Annotated in this window: 16 protein-coding genes; 13 read left to right on the plus strand and 3 right to left on the minus strand. The window is 67.8% G+C overall.

What is annotated here, in order from left to right; all coding sequences use genetic code 11:
• Positions 1-101: 101 nt before the first annotated feature.
• From N536_RS0130170 to N536_RS0130180, 3 genes are read left to right on the plus strand one after another with little or no spacing between them, the layout of a single operon-like run.
• Positions 102-1,430, plus strand: coding sequence for a bifunctional 3,4-dihydroxy-2-butanone-4-phosphate synthase/GTP cyclohydrolase II (locus N536_RS0130170; RefSeq protein WP_029117019.1), 1,329 nt, complete (start codon positions 102-104; stop codon positions 1,428-1,430).
• A complete protein-coding gene (gene ribH / locus N536_RS0130175; protein ID WP_029117020.1) occupies positions 1,427-1,909 on the plus strand; it encodes a 6,7-dimethyl-8-ribityllumazine synthase in 483 nt (160 codons plus the stop codon). The genes N536_RS0130170 and ribH overlap by 4 nt, the downstream gene beginning before the upstream one ends.
• The gene (locus N536_RS0130180; RefSeq protein ID WP_029117021.1) at positions 1,906-2,367 is read left to right on the plus strand and encodes a PH domain-containing protein; all 462 of its coding nucleotides are present in this window, start codon (positions 1,906-1,908) and stop codon (positions 2,365-2,367) included. The genes ribH and N536_RS0130180 overlap by 4 nt, the downstream gene beginning before the upstream one ends.
• Here the strand turns inward: N536_RS0130180 and N536_RS0130185 are convergent.
• The gene (locus N536_RS0130185) at positions 2,342-2,818 is read right to left on the minus strand and encodes a GNAT family N-acetyltransferase (RefSeq protein ID WP_029117022.1); all 477 of its coding nucleotides are present in this window, start codon (positions 2,816-2,818) and stop codon (positions 2,342-2,344) included. The two genes, N536_RS0130180 and N536_RS0130185, sit on opposite strands and share 26 nt — an antisense overlap.
• Positions 2,819-2,866: 48 nt before the next feature.
• Between N536_RS0130185 and N536_RS0130190 the strand changes: the two genes are divergently transcribed.
• Genes N536_RS0130190 through murD form a run of 3 tightly spaced genes read left to right on the plus strand, consistent with a single transcriptional unit; the run spans position 2,867 to position 6,319 of the window.
• Positions 2,867-3,688, plus strand: coding sequence for a hypothetical protein (locus N536_RS0130190; RefSeq protein ID WP_029117023.1), 822 nt, complete (start codon positions 2,867-2,869; stop codon positions 3,686-3,688).
• Entirely contained in the window at positions 3,685-5,034 is a 1,350-nt protein-coding gene (locus N536_RS39865) for a hypothetical protein (protein WP_036438106.1), read from the plus strand. Before N536_RS0130190 ends, N536_RS39865 begins: the two co-directional genes overlap by 4 nt.
• Positions 5,015-6,319: a UDP-N-acetylmuramoyl-L-alanine--D-glutamate ligase gene (murD, locus tag N536_RS0130200; protein WP_029117024.1), complete on the plus strand. Its 1,305-nt coding sequence runs from the start codon at positions 5,015-5,017 to the stop codon at positions 6,317-6,319. Before N536_RS39865 ends, murD begins: the two co-directional genes overlap by 20 nt.
• Here murD and N536_RS0130205 read toward each other — a convergent pair.
• Positions 6,303-8,282: a gamma-glutamyltransferase family protein gene (locus N536_RS0130205; RefSeq protein ID WP_081809446.1), complete on the minus strand. Its 1,980-nt coding sequence runs from the start codon at positions 8,280-8,282 to the stop codon at positions 6,303-6,305. The genes murD and N536_RS0130205 overlap by 17 nt on opposite strands.
• A 92-nt stretch (positions 8,283-8,374) precedes the next feature.
• Between N536_RS0130205 and uvrC the strand changes: the two genes are divergently transcribed.
• The 4 genes from uvrC (at position 8,375) to whiA (ending at position 13,373) form a co-directional block, all read left to right on the plus strand.
• Entirely contained in the window at positions 8,375-10,351 is a 1,977-nt protein-coding gene (uvrC, locus tag N536_RS0130210) for an excinuclease ABC subunit UvrC (protein ID WP_029117026.1), read from the plus strand.
• The gene (rapZ, locus tag N536_RS0130215; RefSeq protein WP_369798484.1) at positions 10,348-11,307 is read left to right on the plus strand and encodes an RNase adapter RapZ; all 960 of its coding nucleotides are present in this window, start codon (positions 10,348-10,350) and stop codon (positions 11,305-11,307) included. The genes uvrC and rapZ overlap by 4 nt, the downstream gene beginning before the upstream one ends.
• 73 nt (positions 11,308-11,380) lie before the next feature.
• Positions 11,381-12,382, plus strand: coding sequence for a uridine diphosphate-N-acetylglucosamine-binding protein YvcK (yvcK, locus tag N536_RS0130220; RefSeq protein WP_029117028.1), 1,002 nt, complete (start codon positions 11,381-11,383; stop codon positions 12,380-12,382).
• Between the two features lie 13 nt (positions 12,383-12,395).
• Positions 12,396-13,373: a DNA-binding protein WhiA gene (gene whiA, locus N536_RS0130225; RefSeq protein ID WP_029117029.1), complete on the plus strand. Its 978-nt coding sequence runs from the start codon at positions 12,396-12,398 to the stop codon at positions 13,371-13,373.
• Position 13,374: 1 nt separating this feature from the next.
• On the opposite strand, the gene N536_RS42420 is transcribed toward whiA, so the two are convergent.
• A complete protein-coding gene (locus N536_RS42420; RefSeq protein WP_036438112.1) occupies positions 13,375-15,171 on the minus strand; it encodes a triacylglycerol lipase in 1,797 nt (598 codons plus the stop codon).
• Positions 15,172-15,337: 166 nt separating this feature from the next.
• Here N536_RS42420 and N536_RS0130235 point away from each other — a divergent pair, with 166 nt between their 5' ends.
• From N536_RS0130235 to N536_RS0130245, 3 genes are all read left to right on the plus strand, one after another.
• Positions 15,338-16,726, plus strand: a complete 1,389-nt coding sequence (locus tag N536_RS0130235; protein ID WP_051574860.1) for an HNH endonuclease signature motif containing protein — start codon at positions 15,338-15,340, stop codon at positions 16,724-16,726.
• A gap of 23 nt (positions 16,727-16,749) precedes the next feature.
• Entirely contained in the window at positions 16,750-17,463 is a 714-nt protein-coding gene (locus N536_RS0130240) for an ABC transporter substrate-binding protein (protein WP_029117032.1), read from the plus strand.
• Positions 17,464-17,550: 87 nt separating this feature from the next.
• On the plus strand, positions 17,551-18,089 hold a 539-nt coding region (locus tag N536_RS0130245), incomplete at its 3' end, for a type I glyceraldehyde-3-phosphate dehydrogenase (RefSeq protein ID WP_029117033.1).

The raw sequence follows: 18,089 nt of genomic DNA on the forward strand, positions 1-18,089 counted from the left end.
CAGGCGGGGCGCAATGAGCAGGCAATAAGTGTTCGGCTCGCGTGGTTCATACTGAAGGGCATTGAACGAGGGTCCCATCGGGACCGGCAAGGGTGGCACAGATGACGAGGCTTGATTCCGTCGAGCGGGCGCTGGCCGACATCGCCGCGGGCAAGGCCGTCGTCGTCATCGACGACGAGGATCGCGAGAACGAGGGCGATCTGATCTTCGCCGCCGAGAAGGCGACTCCGGAGCTGGTCGCGTTCATGGTCCGCTATACGTCCGGCTATCTCTGCGTGCCACTCGACGGTGACATCTGCGACCGGCTCGGCCTGCTGCCGATGTATGCGGTGAACCAGGACAAGCACGGCACCGCGTACACCGTGACCGTCGACGCGAGAAACGGTGTGGGAACGGGTATTTCGGCTTCCGACCGGGCAACCACCATGCGGTTGCTCGCCGATCCGACGGCCACCGCCGACGAGTTCACCAAGCCCGGTCACGTGGTGCCGTTGCGCGCCAAGGACGGTGGGGTGCTGCGCAGGCCCGGACACACCGAGGCCGCCGTCGACCTGGCGCGTCTGGCCGGCCTGCAGCCGGCCGGTGCGATCTGCGAGATCGTCAGCCAGAAGGACGAAGGTGCGATGGCGCAGACCGACGAGCTGCGCGTCTTCGCCGACGACCACGACCTGGCGCTGATCTCCATCGCCGACCTGATCGAGTGGCGGCGCAAGCACGAGCGGCACATCGAGCGCATCGCCGAGGCGCGCATCCCCACCCGGTACGGCGAGTTCCGCGCCGTCGGCTACACCAGCATCTACGAGGACGTCGAGCACGTCGCGCTGGTCCGGGGCGACATCTCCGGACCCGAGGGCGACGGTCACGACGTGCTGGTGCGAGTCCACTCGGAGTGCCTGACTGGCGACGTATTCGGCTCCCGCCGGTGTGATTGCGGCCCTCAGTTGGACGCCGCGATGGCGATGGTCGCGCGTGAGGGCCGTGGCGTGGTGCTCTACATGCGCGGGCACGAGGGGCGCGGCATCGGCCTGATGCACAAGCTGCAGGCCTACCAATTGCAGGACGCAGGCGACGACACCGTCGACGCCAACCTCAAGCTGGGCCTGCCCGCCGATGCCCGCGACTACGGCATCGGTGCGCAGATCCTCGTCGACCTGGGCATCCGGTCGATGCGCCTGTTGACCAACAACCCGGCCAAGCGGGTCGGTCTGGACGGCTACGGCCTGCACATCATCGAGCGGGTGCCGTTGCCGGTGCGCGCCAACGCCGAGAACATCCGCTACCTGATGACCAAACGCGATCGGATGGGCCACGACCTGACCGGTCTCGACGACTACGAAGAGTCGGTCAAGATGGACGGTTACGACGAAGCGGTCTATTTGCTTGGTGATCGCCTGCCTCCGACGGCCTCCGAGCCGGGAGCCCCGCAGTGAGCGGTGGCGCGGGAGTACCGGACCTGCCCCACGTCGAGGCGTCCGACGTGAGACTGGCCATCGTCGCCAGCACCTGGCACGAGGAGATCTGCAATGCGCTGCTCGACGGTGCGCTGCGGGTCGCCAAGGACAGCGGGATCGCCGCGCCCACCATCGTGCGGGTGCTCGGCGCCATCGAGATTCCGGTCGTCGCACAGGCTTTGGCGGAGCGCCACGACGCCGTGGTGGCGCTTGGCGTGGTGATCCGTGGGCAGACACCACATTTCGACTACGTGTGCGACGCGGTCACGCAGGGGCTGACGCGGGTATCACTCGACTCCTCGACGCCCGTTGCCAACGGCGTCCTGACCACCAACGACGAGAAGCAGGCTCTGGACCGCGCGGGATTGCCCGGGTCGGCAGAGGACAAGGGTGCCCAGGCCGCTGCGGCCGCCCTGTCCACTGCGCTGACGCTGCGCGACCTGCGCGCAGGCTCATGACCTGGGACCTCGAGGTCCGCCCACACCTGACGCCGTACTTCGCCTACGCGGCGGCGTTCTTGATCGCCGCCGCGCACATCGCGGTGGGTTTTGCGCTGAAGATCGGCTCGTCGGGGGTGATCTTCCAGACCGCCGATCAGGTCGCGATCGGAATTCTCGGGGTGATCATCGGCGGCCTGGTGCTGTTGTTCGCCAGGCCCCGGTTGCGCATCGGACCCGCGGGCGTATCGGTGCGGAACCTGTTCGGCGACAAGCTGATTCCGTGGTCGGACGTCGTCGACATCTCGTTTCCGCCCGGGGCCCGGTGGGCGCGCGTCGACCTGCCCGACTACGAGTACGTGCCGGCGATGGCCATCCAGGCCGTCGACAAGGATCGCGCCGTGGCCGCGATGGACGGCGTGCGCGAGCTGGTGGTCCGCTATCGCCCGGACGTCAGCCCACGGTCAACGTCATCGTGACTTCGTCGACCTGACCGGCGGCCGTCCCGTTCGCCTCGGTCACGCCGAAGCCCAGACGCTCGTACACGGCGCGCGCCGCGTCGTTGGCGATACCCACCCGCAGCGTCACCCTGCGGACGTGTTGACCGCGGGCCCAGTCAACGGCGGCAGTCAGCAGGGCGCCTGCCAGGTCGTGGCCGCGGGCGGCCGGCTCCACCCACAGCGAGTACAGGTAGACCGATTCCGTGCTTTCGCGTTGCGCGCCGATCAGCCCGACCAGGCGCTCGTCGATCGACGCGGCGAACTGGGCGTGGGCGCGCAACCGGCGGCGCCACTGCGCCGCCGTGAACGACGTCTCCTGTCGGTACTGGGGATCGTCGGAGCCGAGCGTGTCGGCGAGCGCACGCAGCCGCAGCTCGGCGAACACTCGCCAATCCGCCTCGGCCAGTTGGTCGACCCGTGGGGCACTCATGCGGCGTCGCACGGCTCCGTTCATCGAGTACGGTAGAATTCGCTGACAGTGACCGATTTTCGCATGTCGACGACGCTGGCCTTGGCGCCCACGTCGGCAGACCGGATACACGAAATCGATACTCCGCTCATCTCGGCTACGCAAGTCGTTGCGCGGCTGGGCGCCAACCCGACCATCACCATCCCCATGGTGTGCGGGATGGTGTCCGGGGTCGAGCCCGACGTCGACGCCATCTGGCGGTACCTGAAGGAACCGGCGGACTTCTTCGATCTCCCGATCCCCGAGCGCGCCGCTCTGCGTGCCGCACTCGGCCGATTCGGTGGCGAGATCCGCGGGGGTGGTCGCGCCCTCATCGCGGCGACCGTGACCCTCCTGGACATCGACGGTCGGCCGGACTTCGTCGTCACCGGGACGGTGGTGCGCCCCGTGCGCCCGACCCCGGTGCGCATCGCCAGCTGTGAGGTCGGGCTGCCGGTGGTTCGGCGCAGCGATCCGCATTGGCTGCGGATGGCGGCGCGTACGACCAGTAGGGGACCAGTCGATCAGGTGCAGCGGTGGTTGGACGACGGCGGCTTCGCCGACGCCGTCCCGGCGAAGCCACGTGTGGGCGCGCCGCTGCTCGGGGCCCTGGTCTTCGAATGCGCCGACGGTCTGGTCGGCATCGACGCCGGGGAACCGACGTCCATCCTCGGCCAACTCGAGCGGTGCGGTGCCGTGAGCGGTGTCCGCAGCGTCGACGAGCGGCCGCAGCGGGCCGACCGAGCATGGTGGATTTCGCCGAACTACGAAACCCATCCGGTGGTGAGCATCGACGACGGGCGCTTCGACGTCGATGCCGGCGCCGCAGCACCCTTCGTGGGGTTGCGATGACACGTGCATTCGACCCGAAGGCCTTCCGGGCGCTGACGATCGACGGTTTCGAGATCACCGACGGCGTGTTCACCGGCCATTACGCGCTGCGCGGCTTCGACGCGAAAGATGACCTCGCCTTCTCCGAGCGGGTGAATTTCGGGACCGCACTGCAGCAGCCGCCGGACGACCGGCTGCTGAGATTGCTCGTGTTGACCTGCGTGCCGAGCTACTACAAGGCGGCGGCGCCCGCGCGGATCGAAATCGCGTTTCCCACCTTCGACTTCGAGCGTGACTACCTGCGCGAGCTCATCGCCGGCGGCCTAGGCGAATTCGCCTACCGCAATGACCTGCCCGAGGCGTTGACACCGGAAGTGATTGGACCGGAGGCCACCGCGGCGCACGACGGCGTCGACGACTGGGACGCCGCGCGTACGCCGCTGGTACCCGTCGGCGGAGGCAAGGACTCGGTGGTGACCATCGAAGCCCTCAAACGGCACGGGCTTCAGCCGATGTTGTTCAGCGTCAACAAGTTCGACCCCATCGATCGATGCATCGAGGTCAGCGGGCTGGACAGCACGCGGGTGACGAGGTCCATCGACCGGCGGCTCATCGAGCTCAACGGCGAAGGCGCCTACAACGGCCACGTGCCCGTCACGGCGATCAACAGCGTCATCGGCCTGATCGTCGCCGACGGCAACGGGTTCGGACCCGTCGTGTTGTCCAACGAGCGATCCTCCAACGTCGGCAACATCAGCTGGATGGGCCGGGACATCAACCATCAGTGGTCGAAGAGCGTGACGTACGAGACGCTGCTGCGGAACACGTTGTCGCGCTACGGACTGAACCCGGACCGCTACTTCTCGCTGCTGCGCGGCCTGTCCGAATCGCAGATTGCCGACCGGTTCCGCTCCTGCCCGGAGTACTTCCGCGTCTTCATCAGCTGCAACCGGCCGTTCGCGATCGACGAAGGCCGCCGCGGTGCGTCGTGGTGCGGCCACTGCCCGAAGTGCCTGTTCGTCTTCGTGCTGATGGGCCCACGCCTCGGACGCGCCGAGGTCGAGGCGATCTTCGGCCGGAACCTCTTCGCGGACAACGACAACGGACCTGGATTCTCCGACATCGTCGGCTTGGGCGTGCACAAGCCGTTCGAGTGCGTCGGCGAATACTACGAAGCCGCCGAGGCCATGGTGTCGATCCTCGACGACGACGAATGGCGCGGCCTGCCTCTGGTCGAACAGTTCCGGTCCCACCGCGGCGAGCTGGAGTCGGTCGCCACCACGGCCGACCCGGGAAGCACCGTGCACTACGTGCCCGATCGGTACGCGGCCACCCTGGATGACCGCGATGGCGCAATCACAGCCTGAGCTCGCCGGTCAGGTCGTCGGGATCTGGGGTTTCGGCCGCGAGGGCGTCTCGATGGCCAGGACCGCGGCGGCTGCCGGCGCGGCGCGCATCGAGGCCGTCGACGACATCGGCAGGGGCCAGCTCGAGGTGCCCGCTGACATCGCGGGCGTCACCGTCTTCCGCGGCTCGGAACATCTGAATCGCCTGCGGCAGTGCGACATCGTGTTCGTTAGCCCAGGCGTGCCGTGGCGACAGCCCGTCTTCGCCGAACTGAGGGCATCCGGCACGCGCATCTCGAGTGCGGCCGACTGGTTCGTCTCGCGGCACAGCGCGCAGACCGTCGGCGTCACCGGCACCAAGGGCAAGAGCACCACCGCCTCGTTCCTCGGACACCTGCTGGGCACGCTCGGGGTGAACGCGGTGGTCGCAGGCAATATCGGTACCCCGCTGTCGGACCTGTCGCCCGATCGCGACGCCGTGGTGGTGGCCGAGCTGTCCAGTCAGCAGGCGGCGCTGCTGACCACGTCGCCCGCGGTGGCGGTCGTCACGAATCTCTTTCAGGACCACCTGGATTGGCACGGCGGCACCGAGCCGTACTACCTGGCGAAGGCGAACGTCTTCCGCAACGGTGCGCGCTCGCTGGTGTCCACTCCCGAGGCGATCGCCGCACTGGAGCGCATCGGCATCCACTCGTTCCCGCCGTCGCTGCGACTCGTCGATCCGACGGCGGTGCGCCAGCCGGAGGGCACGTCGGTGATGACCTACGCGCACAACGTGGTCAACGGTGCGCTCGCAATCCTGGCCGCCGAGGAGATGCTCGGCAGGCCGGTGACGCCGGAGCAGGCGGACGCCGCGATCGCCACCTTCGAGGGCCTGCCGCACCGGCTTCAGACCGTGCGGATCACCGGGCGAACCAGGTGGATCGACGACACGTTGGCCACCACGGGGGAGAGCGTGGTCGCCGCGCTGAAGGCGATGCGACCGGACCACCACATCGCACTGATCGTCGGAGGCATGGACCGGCAGCTGAACTACGACCAGATCGACGCGTACCTATGCAGCGGCGCGCGGCGGGTGTCGCTCATCCAGGCACCGAGCAACGGCACGGTGATCGGCCGCGGCTTCGCCCGCGAGCATCCCTCGGATACCCATGTCGTGGGCGGGCTGGAGGAGGCGGTCCGGGTGGCCGCCGGGTTGCCCGACGTCGACGTCGTGCTGCTCTCACCGGGCGCGGCGAGCTACGACCTGTTCGTGAACTACGAGGCGAAGGCCGCCGCGTTCTGCGGCTTCATCGACCGCCTGTGACGGGGTCACCCATCACCAGACCCTCGCGGCGCGGGTCGGCGCCGCCCACCAGGCCGGACTGGTTGCGGACGATCGCGGACAATCCGCTGGATTGATCGGCGAGGTCGACCTGATGTCCGAGTGCGCGCAGTCCCTGCACCAGCGGGTCGTGGTCGCCATTCGCGGACGTGTCGATCACGGGATGCTCGCCGCCGACGTTTGTCTTCGGGGTGTTGGCCGCGCCGAAGTCGACGGCGGACACCGCCTGCTGCGGGTCCAGTCCCCAATCCAGCATGCTCACAAGGCTTTTCACGACGAACTGGATGATGACCGAGCCGCCCGGCGAACCGAGCACCGCGTACAGCGGCCCCCTGGAGTTGGGCTGGCCCGAACCGGGCTGGTCGAACACCAACGTGGGCGCCATCGTGCTGCGTGGCCGCTTTCCCGGTTGGATCCGGTTCGGAACCGGTAGTGCGTCGGGACCCACCGGCTCGGCCGAGAAGTCCGTGAGCTGGTTGTTCAGAATGAAACCGTCCACCATGTGGAAGGAGCCGAAGGCCGATTCCACCGTCGTGGTCATCGCGGCCGCGTTGCCCTGCGTGTCGACGATGCTGATGTGGCTGGTGCCGTGCTCCGGGACGGGCGGTACCGGCGACGACGGCGCACCGAACTCTCCGGGCTTGGCTGTGCCCATGGTGTGCTGTTCGGAGATCAGCGCCGCCCGGCCTGCGAGGTAATCGCTGTTGAGCAGGGTGTTGGGTGAGCCGCCCGGCAGCGGCACGAATTCGGTGTCGGCGACGTACTTGTCGCGGTCGGCGTACGCCAGACGCTCGGCCTCGGCGATGAGATGAACGCCCATGACGGCCGGTCGGCCGCCGTTGAGGTCGACGTCGGTGGGCTCGTGTTGGCCCATCGGGAAGTGCTCCAGAATGCCGAGGACGGCGGCCACCGCGATGCCGCCCGACGACGGCGGCGGCATGCCGCAGACCTCGCGGCCGCGGTAGCCGGTGCACAGCGGTTCGCGCTGCTTCGCGGTGTAGGTGGACAGGTCCTCGAGCGTCATCAGGCTCGGAGTGCGGCCACCCGACGTGTCAGCGGCGGATTCGACGATGTCGCTGGCGATGTTCCCGGAGTAGAAGGCCGTAGGACCGTCGGAAGCTATGGCCCCCAACGTCTTCGAATAGGCCGGGTTGGTCAGGCGGGTTCCGGAGGTCTTGGCGCTTCCGTCCGAATTCAGGAAATAGGCGGCGGCCTGCGGGTCGACGTGCAGTTGCGGCGCGGCGTCTGCAATGGCGGCGGCAAGCCGCGGGCTGATGTCGAAGCCGCCGTCGGCCAGTTCGACTGCGGGACCGAACAGCTCGCGCCACGCTGTCTTGCCGTGCTGGGTGTGCACGTCGTGCAGCATTCGCACGATGCCGGGCACGCCGATGGACCGTCCGGACGCCCGCGCGTCGGGTTTCGGTTCGGTGCGGTCGGTGTCCGAGATCCAGCGCAGATAGTTCTCCGTCGCCGCGGCCGGCGCTACCTCGCGGCCGTCGTAGGCCTGCACCGTGCCGGACGCGGCGTCGTAGTACAGCAGAAAGCCCCCGCCGCCGATGCCAGACGATTGCGGTTCGACCAGACCCAGCACTGCTTGCGCGGTGACGAGCGCATCGGCGGCGGTGCCGCCGTCGCGAAGCACTTCGCACGCCGCCCGGGTGGCCAGCGAATTGGCGGTCACCACCGAGAAGCGAGCGGTCTGCACGGCGGTCATGTCCTTGCGGTAGCCGGTGGCGACTTCGGGATTGGTGCCGAGATTCCGCGAGGTGGCCACCGACCCGGTGGTAGGAGCCGCCGACGTCTTCGGCGCCGGTGTGCCGTTCGCCACGATCTCGCACGGTCCCGCGGCGGCCGGCGGTGCGGATTCCTCGGATCCGCATCCCGCGACGACCAACACGACACTGGCCAGCAGGGCCATCCACGGGGCGGAAGCCGGGATCCGCATCATCCGACGGTAGATCATCGATGGACCCACGCGGGCCGACTTGGCCTAGCGCTCCTCAAATCGGGTCACCCGGCGGTACTAACCTGGAACCCGTGCCCGATCCAGCGACGTACCGGCCGGCTCCGGGATCCATTCCCATCGAGCCCGGCGTCTACCGGTTCCGGGATCCGCACGGCAGGGTGGTCTACGTCGGCAAGGCCAAGAGCCTGCGCAGCAGGTTGAACTCCTACTTCGCCGACATCTCCGGACTGGCGCCGCGCACGCGGCAGATGGTGACGACGGCGGCCAGCGTCGAATGGACGGTGGTCACCACCGAGGTCGAGGCGCTGCAGCTCGAATACAACTGGATCAAGGAGTTCGATCCGCGATTCAACATCCGGTACCGAGACGACAAGTCGTACCCGGTGCTGGCGGTCACCCTCAACGAGGAATACCCCCGGCTCTTCGTCTACCGCGGGCCACGCCGCAAGGGTGTGCGCTACTTCGGTCCGTACTCGCACGCCTGGGCCATCCGCGAGACCCTGGACCTGTTGACCAGGGTCTTCCCCGCGCGGACCTGCTCAGCGGGGGTGTTCAAGCGGCACAACCAGATTGGTCGGCCCTGCCTGCTCGGTTACATCGACAAGTGCTCGGCGCCGTGTGTCGACCGGGTCAGTGCCGAGGAGCACCGGGCAATCGTGCTGGACTTCTGCGACTTCCTTGCTGGCAAGACCGATCGGTTCGTCCGTCAGATGGAACAGCAGATGAACGCGGCGTCCGAGCAGCTGGACTTCGAACGGGCGGCGCGGTTGCGCGACAACATCGGTGCCCTGCGGCGGGCATTGGAGAAGCAGACCGTGGTGTTCGGTGACGGGACCGACGCCGACGTGGTGGCCTTCGCCGACGATGAGCTGGAGGCAGCCGTTCAGGTGTTCCACGTGCGCGGCGGACGGGTCCGTGGTCAACGTGGCTGGGTGGTCGAAAAGTCCGGTGAGCCAGGCGAATCCGGCCAGGAGCAGCTCGTCGAGCAGTTCCTCACGCAGTTCTACGGCGCCCAGGCGGAACTCGGAGATGCCGCGGACGAAGCGACCAACCCGGTGCCCCGACAGGTGCTGGTACCGGTGCTGCCCGGCAACGCCGGGGAAGTGGAGATCTGGCTGTCGGGGCTGCGCGGATCGCGGGTTCAGTTGCGGGTGCCGGCCCGCGGCGACAAGCGCGCGCTCGCCGAGACCGTGCACCGCAACGCCCAGGACGCGCTCAACCAGCACAAGCTCAAGCGCGCCGGCGACTTCAACGCAAGATCTGCTGCGCTGCAGAGCATTCAGGAATTCCTTGGTCTCGCCGACGCGCCGCTGCGCATCGAGTGCGTGGACATCAGCCACGTCCAGGGCACCGACGTGGTGGCGTCACTCGTGGTGTTCGAGGACGGCCTGCCCCGCAAGTCGGACTACCGGCATTACGCGATCCGGGAGGCCGCGGGCGATGGCCGATCCGATGACGTTGCGTCGATCGCCGAGGTGACGCGCCGCAGGTTCATGCGACACGTCGCGGACGCGGACCGGCCTCTGGTGGCCGAGGGAAGGTCGCGCCGATTCGCCTACCCGCCGAACCTGTTCGTCGTCGACGGTGGCGCTCCACAGGTCAATGCCGCCGCTGCGGTGCTCGACGAGCTCGGCGTGACCGACGTCGCGGTGATCGGTCTGGCGAAGCGGCTGGAGGAGGTTTGGGTGCCGTCCGAACCGGATCCGGTGATCATGCCGCGCAACAGCGAGGGCCTGTATCTGTTGCAGCGAGTCCGTGACGAAGCGCACCGGTTCGCGATCACCTACCACCGCAGCAAGCGATCCAAGCGGATGACGGCGTCGGCGCTCGACTCCATCCGGGGCCTGGGTCAGCACCGGCGCAAGGCACTCGTCACCCACTTCGGTTCGGTGGCCCGACTGAAGCAGGCCAGCGTCGAGGAGATCACCTCGGTGCCGGGCATCGGCGTGGCCACCGCGAAGGCGGTGTTGGAAGCGCTGGGCGTACCAGCCGAATCGGACGCGCCCGAGGTGATCATCGACGATGATCGAAGTAGAGCATCGGGATGACGGGGTCGGGTAATGGCGTGCAGCGAGGAGCCGGAGGCGAATCGCGCGTGACCGAGGAGTTGAGGGACGGCTTGCCGAGCGACCACGAGACCGGCGACATCGACGTTGTTCTGGTGACCGGACTGTCCGGGGCAGGGCGCGGGACGGCGGCCAAGGTGCTCGAGGACCTCGGCTGGTACGTCGCAGACAACCTGCCGCCGGAACTCATCGCCCGCATGGTCGAATTGGGCTTGGCGGCCGGGTCGCGGATCACCCAGCTCGCGGTGGTGATGGACGTCCGCTCACGGGGCTTTACCGGCGATCTGGACTGGGTGCGCAACGACCTCGCCACCCGGCAGATCACACCGAGGGTGCTCTTCCTCGAGGCATCCGACGAGATCTTGGTGCGCCGCTACGAACAAAACCGGCGCAGTCATCCGCTGCAGGGCAATCAGACTCTGGCAGAAGGCATTACCGCCGAACGGACGATGCTGGCGCCGGTGCGCGCTGCCGCCGACCTGGTGATCGACACGACGACCCTGTCGGTACCCGAGTTGCGGGCAAGCATCGAACGGGCCTTCGGCAGCGAGACCGTCGCGCACACCAACATCACCGTCGAGTCGTTCGGCTACAAGTACGGACTGCCGATGGACGCCGATACCGTGATGGACGTACGGTTCCTGCCCAACCCGCACTGGGTGGACGAACTGAGGCCGCACACGGGTCAGCACGCCGCGGTTCGCGACTACGTACTGGGGCAACCAGGCGCGGCGGAGTTCCTCGACACCTACCATCGGCTGCTGGACGTCGTCATCGACGGCTACCGGCGGGAGGGAAAGCGATACATGACCGTCGCCATCGGATGTACGGGTGGCAAGCATCGCAGCGTTGCCATTGCCGAGGCGCTCGCCGGGCGTCTCGAGGGTGGCGATCAGTTGACGGTCCGGGTGCTGCACCGGGACCTGGGGCGCGAATGAGTCCGCGAAGACGAGCGCGCGTGAGGATCGCAGCGAGGGACGAGCGAGGACCGGAGCGCGTGGGAGTCGAGCCATGAGCCCACGCGTCGTTGCGCTCGGTGGCGGGCACGGGCTGTACGCGACGTTGTCGGCCGCCCGCAGGCTGACCCCACACGTCACCGCCGTGGTGACCGTCGCCGACGACGGCGGTTCATCCGGGCGGCTACGCAACGAGCTCGACGTCGTGCCACCCGGCGACCTCCGAATGGCCTTGGCGGCGTTGGCTTCCGACAGCCCGCACGGTCAGCTGTGGGGCACCATCATCCAGCACCGGTTCGGCGGCAACGGCGCACTCGCCGGCCATCCGATCGGAAACCTATTGCTCGCGGGGCTCAACGAGGTGTTGGCCGATCCGGTGGCGGCGCTCGACGAGCTCGGTCGGATCCTCGGCCTCAAGGGCCGGGTCCTGCCGATGTGCCCGATCGCACTGCAGATCGAGGCCGACGTGGGTGGCCTCGAGTCCGATCCGCGGATGAGCCGGGTGATCCGCGGACAGGTCGCCATCGCCACCACGGTGGGAAAGGTGCGGCGGGTGCGGCTGCTGCCGAGCAATCCGCCGGCCACGCGGCAGGCCATCGACGCGATCATGGCGGCCGATCTGGTAGTGCTGGGTCCGGGGTCGTGGTTCACCAGCGTGATACCTCACGTCCTGGTTCCGCAGCTGGCGGAGGCACTGCAGGCGACGTCGGCGCGGCGCGCGCTGGTGCTCAATCTGGTGGCCGAACCGGGGGAGACCGCAGGCTTTTCCGCCGAACGGCACATTCACGTCCTGGCGCAACACGCACCCGGCTTCACCGTTCACGACATCGTCGTCGACGCGGCAGGAGTGCCCGGCGAGCGCGAACGCGAACAGCTCAGGCGCACCGCAGCCATACTCAACGCTCAGGTCGAGTTTGCTGACGTGTCCAGACCTGGTACACCATTACATGACCCGGCGAGATTGGCGGCGGCCCTGGAGCGCGTCCGCCTGCGTGGCACCGCACCGGTGCCACCGACGGTTCCAACTGCTGCCGTGAGATCGGTCGACGAGAGGTGACGTTTTCGTGGCGATGACAGCCGAGGTCAAAGACGAGCTGAGTCGGTTGGCGATCAACTCCGTGAGCGCCCGTCGTGCCGAGGTAGCCTCCTTGCTCCGCTTCGCCGGTGGGCTGCACATCGTGGCCGGCCGTGTCGTGGTGGAGGCAGAGGTCGACCTGGGCATCATCGCGCGACGGTTGCGCAAGGACATCTACGACCTATACGGCTACAACGCCGTCGTGCACGTGCTGTCGGCCACCGGCATCCGCAAGAGCACCAGGTATCTGGTGCGCGTGGCGCAGGACGGTGAAGCGCTCGCGCGTCAGACCGGCCTGCTGGATCTGCGCGGTCGTCCGGTCCGTGGCCTGCCGGCGCAGGTCGTCGGCGGCAGTGTCGGTGATGCCGAAGCCGCTTGGCGCGGAGCGTTTTTGGCGCATGGTTCGCTGACGGAGCCCGGGCGTTCGTCGGCGTTGGAGGTCAGTTGTCCCGGGCCGGAGGCGGCGCTCGCGCTGGTCGGCGCCGCGCGGCGGTTGGGTGTGAGCGCCAAGGCGCGCGAAGTGCGGGGCAGCGACCGCGTCGTGGTCCGCGACGGCGAGGCCATCGGCGCGCTACTGACCCGGATGGGCGCCCAGGACACGCGGTTGACGTGGGAAGAGCGGCGGATGCGCCGCGAGGTACGGGCGACTGCCAATCGGCTGGCCAACTTCGACGATGCGAACCTGCGCCGCTCGGCGCGGGCTGCCGTCGCTGCGGCGGCCAGGGTCGAGCGGGCGTTGGAGATCCTCGGTGACACCGTGCCCGATCACCTCTCGGCGGCAGGCCGGTTGCGGGTCGAGCACCGCCAGGCGTCGCTGGAGGAACTCGGCCGGCTCGCCGAACCTCCGATGACCAAAGACGCTGTGGCGGGGCGCATTCGGCGGCTGCTGTCGATGGCCGATCGGAAGGCCAAGCAGGACGGGATTCCCGACACCGAGTCGGCAGTCACCCCGGATCTGCTGGAAGAGGCCTAGTTCAGGCGGCGACGGTGCTCTGAGCCGGTAGGGGATTGGCTGCGGGGTTGCTCGCCAGAGCGTCGAGCACCGTCGACCACACCTGAGGGCTCAAGAAGATGTTCGCGTGGCCGAGGATCAATCCTGGGTAGCGGTCTTGCAGCACGATGTTCGTGACGTTGTTCGAGCCAGGCGGACCGGTGAGGGCCTGCTGCGTATACGGGGTGACGACCCAGTCGTTCACGGACGCGATCGTGGTGTACAGCACGCCGGGCCGGGTGTCGCCATTGCCGTAGACCTCTTGTTGGAAGGGCGAACCCAGCGCCTGTTGGTAGAGGGCAGGTCCGATCACGTTGGCGATGCCGACGGCCAACTGCCCGAAGATCGGCAGCGACTGCAGCGCGCCGAGGCCGTCGATGTCGGTGCCGTGGTTGCTCGGAGCAATCCCGATGAGCTGCGACACCTTGTCCGCGCCGCCCATGTTGTTGATGTAGTCGACGGCCAGGATTCCGCCGCCCTGGGAGTGCCCGATCAGGATGACCTTCGGGGCGCCCGTTTCGTCGAGCACTCTTTGCACCTCGGCGGCGAGTTCCGCGCTGGACTGCCTGATGTCGCCCATGGCCTGGATCGGGGAGTTCGGGTTCCCGGTGGTGTTGCCATAGTTGAACGTGTAGACCTTGTATCCCGCGTTGGCGAGAACTGGTGCCCCGACGGACCAGTTGGTGCCCTGGGTGGCGGTGGTGCCGTTGATCAGGATGATCGGCAGCGGATGGTCGGCGGTCACCTTGATGGTCACGTCATTGGCACCGGCGGGCGGCTTGGTCGGATTGAAGAACGCCAGCCCATCGAGGATCCCGTAGTTGACGTCGAACTGTCCCGTGGTGGGTTCGAACATCGGCGCCCCGATGATCGATCGGCCGACGGCGGCCGCGACGTTGGCCACCGTGGAGGCGAGCAGGTAGGGCGCGCCGAGGAAGCTATCGGGTCCGAATGCCTGCGCAACGGCGGTCGCGGCGGTGTGCACGACGGACACCGTGATCGTTCCTAAGTCCGCGACCAACCCGGTCATCTGTTGGATGAATAGTGGTGGGTTGAACGAAATGGGGCTGACGGGTGCGGGAACGGGCGGTGCGATCGATGCCCCGACTGCGCTGGCCGGCTCGGGATCGAGCTGGGGCCTGAGACTGCGCACGTTGGATTCGACCGTCGCAGTCGGCCGGGGCTCGGCGGTGGCGGGTGCGGCGGCGCTGGCCGTTGGGCTGGGCCGCTTCGAGTCGTGTGAGGCGCCAGCAGGCAGGGACGTCGCCGGCTCGACGTCGACTTCGCTCGGATCGGTTGTGGCTGGGCCGGCGTCGGGGACGACCAGCGGTGGGGTTTCGGGTGTTTCAGTAATGGCTGTGGTCGTGGTGTGTTCGACGGGTGTGCCGGCTGGTGGACTGGTCGTGTCCTTGTCCCGAAGGCCAGTCACCGTCGGCGCAGTGGGTTCCGTTGTGCCCGTTGGCTTCGGCGTCTTCGTCGACGGGTCGACGGTGCTCGGCTCGTCGGACTTTTCGGGCTCGTCGGACTTGGGCGCGGGACCATCGGTGGCGCCGGCTTTCGGCGGCTTTACCTCGTCGGCGTGGCCTGACTGCTGGGACGTCGTGCCCTTCGTACCGGGCTCACCACCCGAGGCGGACGGGTCGTCGTCGGCACGAGCGATGCCACCGGCCATCGCGATGACGGTGTAGAAGGCCAGCACGAACGCTGCGAGTGTGAGCCGCAGCCACACCTGCACCGACGACGTGCGGCTCCCGAACTGGCAAACGGCGCTCTTGGACAAATCAGCCTCCCACTTCAGGCGGGACCATAACCGCTCGGACGGTGGGGCGGCCGGAGTTTTCACTGATTTCGTACGCCGACGCTGCAGTTATCCACAGTCACGTTTTCATCCACAGGCGAGGTCTCGCGACCTGTCGTTCGAACCTTTGTGCGATTAGCGTGGGGGTGTGTCCGTTGATCGTCCGTTCCTGACTGCCGAGGTGGCCCGCTCCCGAGTGGCCGCCGACCTCGACGCGATCGACGCAGCGTTGAGCCGGCTGCGGGCGACGTCAACGGACCTGGTGGGCAATGCCTTTCGCGTCGAGGTGGCCGACCGGCTGGAGACGCAGCTACGGATCAACCGCGGTTTGTCCTACCGCGTGTTCGCCGAACTGGCCGACCCACCCGACGGCGACGACCGACCTGTCCAGGCTCCTGGCGTGAAGCTGCGGGACGTGCTGGCTCACCGACTGCGCATCGTGCCCGCCGAGGTGACGCGCCGCTTCAAGCTTGCCGCCCGGATCACGCGGCGGCGCTCCCCGATCGGGGTGACGTTGCCGCCGGAGTTGCCTGCGCTCGCCGCTGCAGTCGAGGCGGGCGACGTCGGAGACGATCACATCAAGCAGGTGTGCGACGCGATCGACGTCCTACCCGCCGCGGTCGCCGACCAGAAGGACCGGGTGGAACGCACGCTGGTTCGCCACGCCCGCGAGCAGGACTCCGCGTTCGTCGCCGAGATAGGGCGTCGCCTGGCCGACACCCTCAACCCGGACGGGCTGTTCGACGACCGCGATCGAATGAACCGTCGTTCCATGACGCTGGGCCGGCAGGGCCCGGACGGGATGAGTCGATTGTCGGGCTGGGTCACGCCAGAAGGACGGGCCTACGTCGAAGCCCTCAAGGCGGCGGTGCGTCCGGGCCACCACGTTCCGGGTGCCGACCAGGCGGTGGTGGACGCGGCCACCGATGATCGCAGCGGCCCGCAGCGGTTGCACGACGCGCTGGTGTGGGGCCTGCGGGCGGGTCTCCAGTCCGGCTCCCTGGGCGCCCATCGCGGTATCCCGGTCACCGTGATCGCGACCGTGACCGTGGATCAGATGGAACAGGCCGCCCGCGCGACGACCGATCCCGATGTCGCGATGCCCGCCCCGGCACGCACCGGTGGCGGGTCGTCGCTGCCGATGCGCGATCTGATTCGGATGGCAGGCAACGGCATTCACTACTTGACCGTGTTCGACGGGCATTCCGAGCGGCCGGTGTACCTGGGGCGCAGCACACGCATCGCCACCGCGGACCAACGCATCATCTGCCACGCGCGAGACAAGGGTTGCACCCGGCCCGACTGCACCGTATGGGGTTACGACTGCGAAGTGCACCACACACCGGACTGGCATCCCGACGGGGCCACCGACGCCGACAAGCTGCACTTCGGCTGCCCACGCGACCACAAGCTCGTCACCGACGGACACGCCAGCACCACCGTCACCCCCGATGGCCGACTGGCGTGGTCCATCGGTGACGGTCCACCAAGAACCAACCGCATCCACCACGACGGTGAACTTCTCGACGACGAATAGCCGACGGGGCATAGGTTGATCACGTGGCGATTCTGAGAGTCGGTGCTGCGTTCCCCGACCCGCCCTTCAACGGCGTCGCGGACGGCGGCGGCCTCGACGTCGATCTCATTACCGAGGTCGCCGCGGCGATGGGCATGTCGGTTCAACTCGTCGCCTACGACGGACCGGACTTCAACGGCATCTTCGATGCGCTGGGCGCCCGGCAGTTCGACTGCGTCATCGCCGGCACCACGGTCACCCCCGAACGCAAGCGCAAGGCCGCCTTTGCGCCGCCATATCTGATCTCCGGCCAGTCGCTCGCCGTCGACACCGAACGGTTTCCGCGGGTGCGCTCGATCGATGATCTGGCCGGGTTGACGATCGGCGTCCAGCAGGGCAACACCAGCCAGCCCATCGCCGAGCGCCTCGTCATCGACGGCAAGGCGGGGGCGGTCCGCGTCTACGGCTACGCCGGCATCCGGACCGCGCTGGCCGACCTGAGCACCGGCGGTTGCGATGCGTTCATGAAGCTGGCACCGGTGCTCACAGAGCTCGTCAAGCCCATCGCCGACGTCGAGGTGGTGCAGCGCAACATCTCCAGGGAGGAAATCGCCATCGCGGTGGCCCTGGGTGACGACGCGATGTTGCAGCGCATCGCCGCGGCGCAGGCCGAACTCGAAGACGACGGCACGCTGCAGCGAATCCGGCGCAAGTGGCTCGGCAATCCCTACGTCGACCAGAGCCTCGCCGCGCACTGACCAGCCTTCGCGCTGCGATCGGCACACCACTAGGCTGGCCTCGAGCAATTCACCGGAGCACTCGTCAAGATCGAAGGAGAACACATAGTGACCGTTCGGGTAGGCGTCAACGGCTTCGGCCGAATCGGGCGCAACTTCTTTCGGGCTCTGGATGCGCAGCAGGCGCTGGGTGCGAACAAGGACATCGAGATCGTGGCGGTCAACGATCTGACCGACAATGCGACGTTGGCGCATCTGTTGAAGTTCGACTCGATCCTGGGCCGGCTGCCGTACGACGTCAGCTTGGAAGGTGACGACACCATCGTGGTGGGTTCCACCAAGATCAAGGCGTTGGAGGTCAAGGCCGGTCCCGCCGAGTTGCCGTGGGGTGATCTGGGTGTTGACGTGGTGGTCGAGTCGACCGGCATCTTCACCAACGCCGCCAAGGCCAAGGGTCACCTGGATGCGGGGGCGAAGAAGGTGATCATCTCTGCGCCGGCCACCGATCCCGACATCACGATCGTGATCGGGGTCAACGACGACAAGTACGACGGCAGCCAGAACATCATCTCCAACGCGTCGTGCACGACGAACTGCCTGGGTCCGTTGGCCAAGGTGCTCAACGACGAGTTCGGCATCGTCAAGGG

It is taken from the genome of Mycobacterium sp. URHB0044 (assembly GCF_000620625.1).
Classification (GTDB): domain Bacteria; phylum Actinomycetota; class Actinomycetes; order Mycobacteriales; family Mycobacteriaceae; genus Mycobacterium.

Excerpts from the sequence above, each read along its gene's own strand:
- rapZ (WP_369798484.1), top strand. The coding sequence starts at position 10,348 with ATGACGGGGTCGGGTAATGGCGTGCAGCGAGGAGCCGGAGGCGAATCG.
- N536_RS0130185 (WP_029117022.1), bottom strand. The coding sequence starts at position 2,818 with ATGAGTGCCCCACGGGTCGACCAACTGGCCGAGGCGGATTGGCGAGTG.
- N536_RS0130180 (WP_029117021.1), top strand. The coding sequence starts at position 1,906 with ATGACCTGGGACCTCGAGGTCCGCCCACACCTGACGCCGTACTTCGCC.
- whiA (WP_029117029.1), top strand. The coding sequence starts at position 12,396 with ATGACAGCCGAGGTCAAAGACGAGCTGAGTCGGTTGGCGATCAACTCC.
- yvcK (WP_029117028.1), top strand. The coding sequence starts at position 11,381 with ATGAGCCCACGCGTCGTTGCGCTCGGTGGCGGGCACGGGCTGTACGCG.
- murD (WP_029117024.1), top strand. The coding sequence starts at position 5,015 with ATGGCGCAATCACAGCCTGAGCTCGCCGGTCAGGTCGTCGGGATCTGG.
- N536_RS39865 (WP_036438106.1), top strand. The coding sequence starts at position 3,685 with ATGACACGTGCATTCGACCCGAAGGCCTTCCGGGCGCTGACGATCGAC.
- N536_RS0130205 (WP_081809446.1), bottom strand. The coding sequence starts at position 8,282 with ATGCGGATCCCGGCTTCCGCCCCGTGGATGGCCCTGCTGGCCAGTGTC.
- N536_RS0130170 (WP_029117019.1), top strand. The coding sequence starts at position 102 with ATGACGAGGCTTGATTCCGTCGAGCGGGCGCTGGCCGACATCGCCGCG.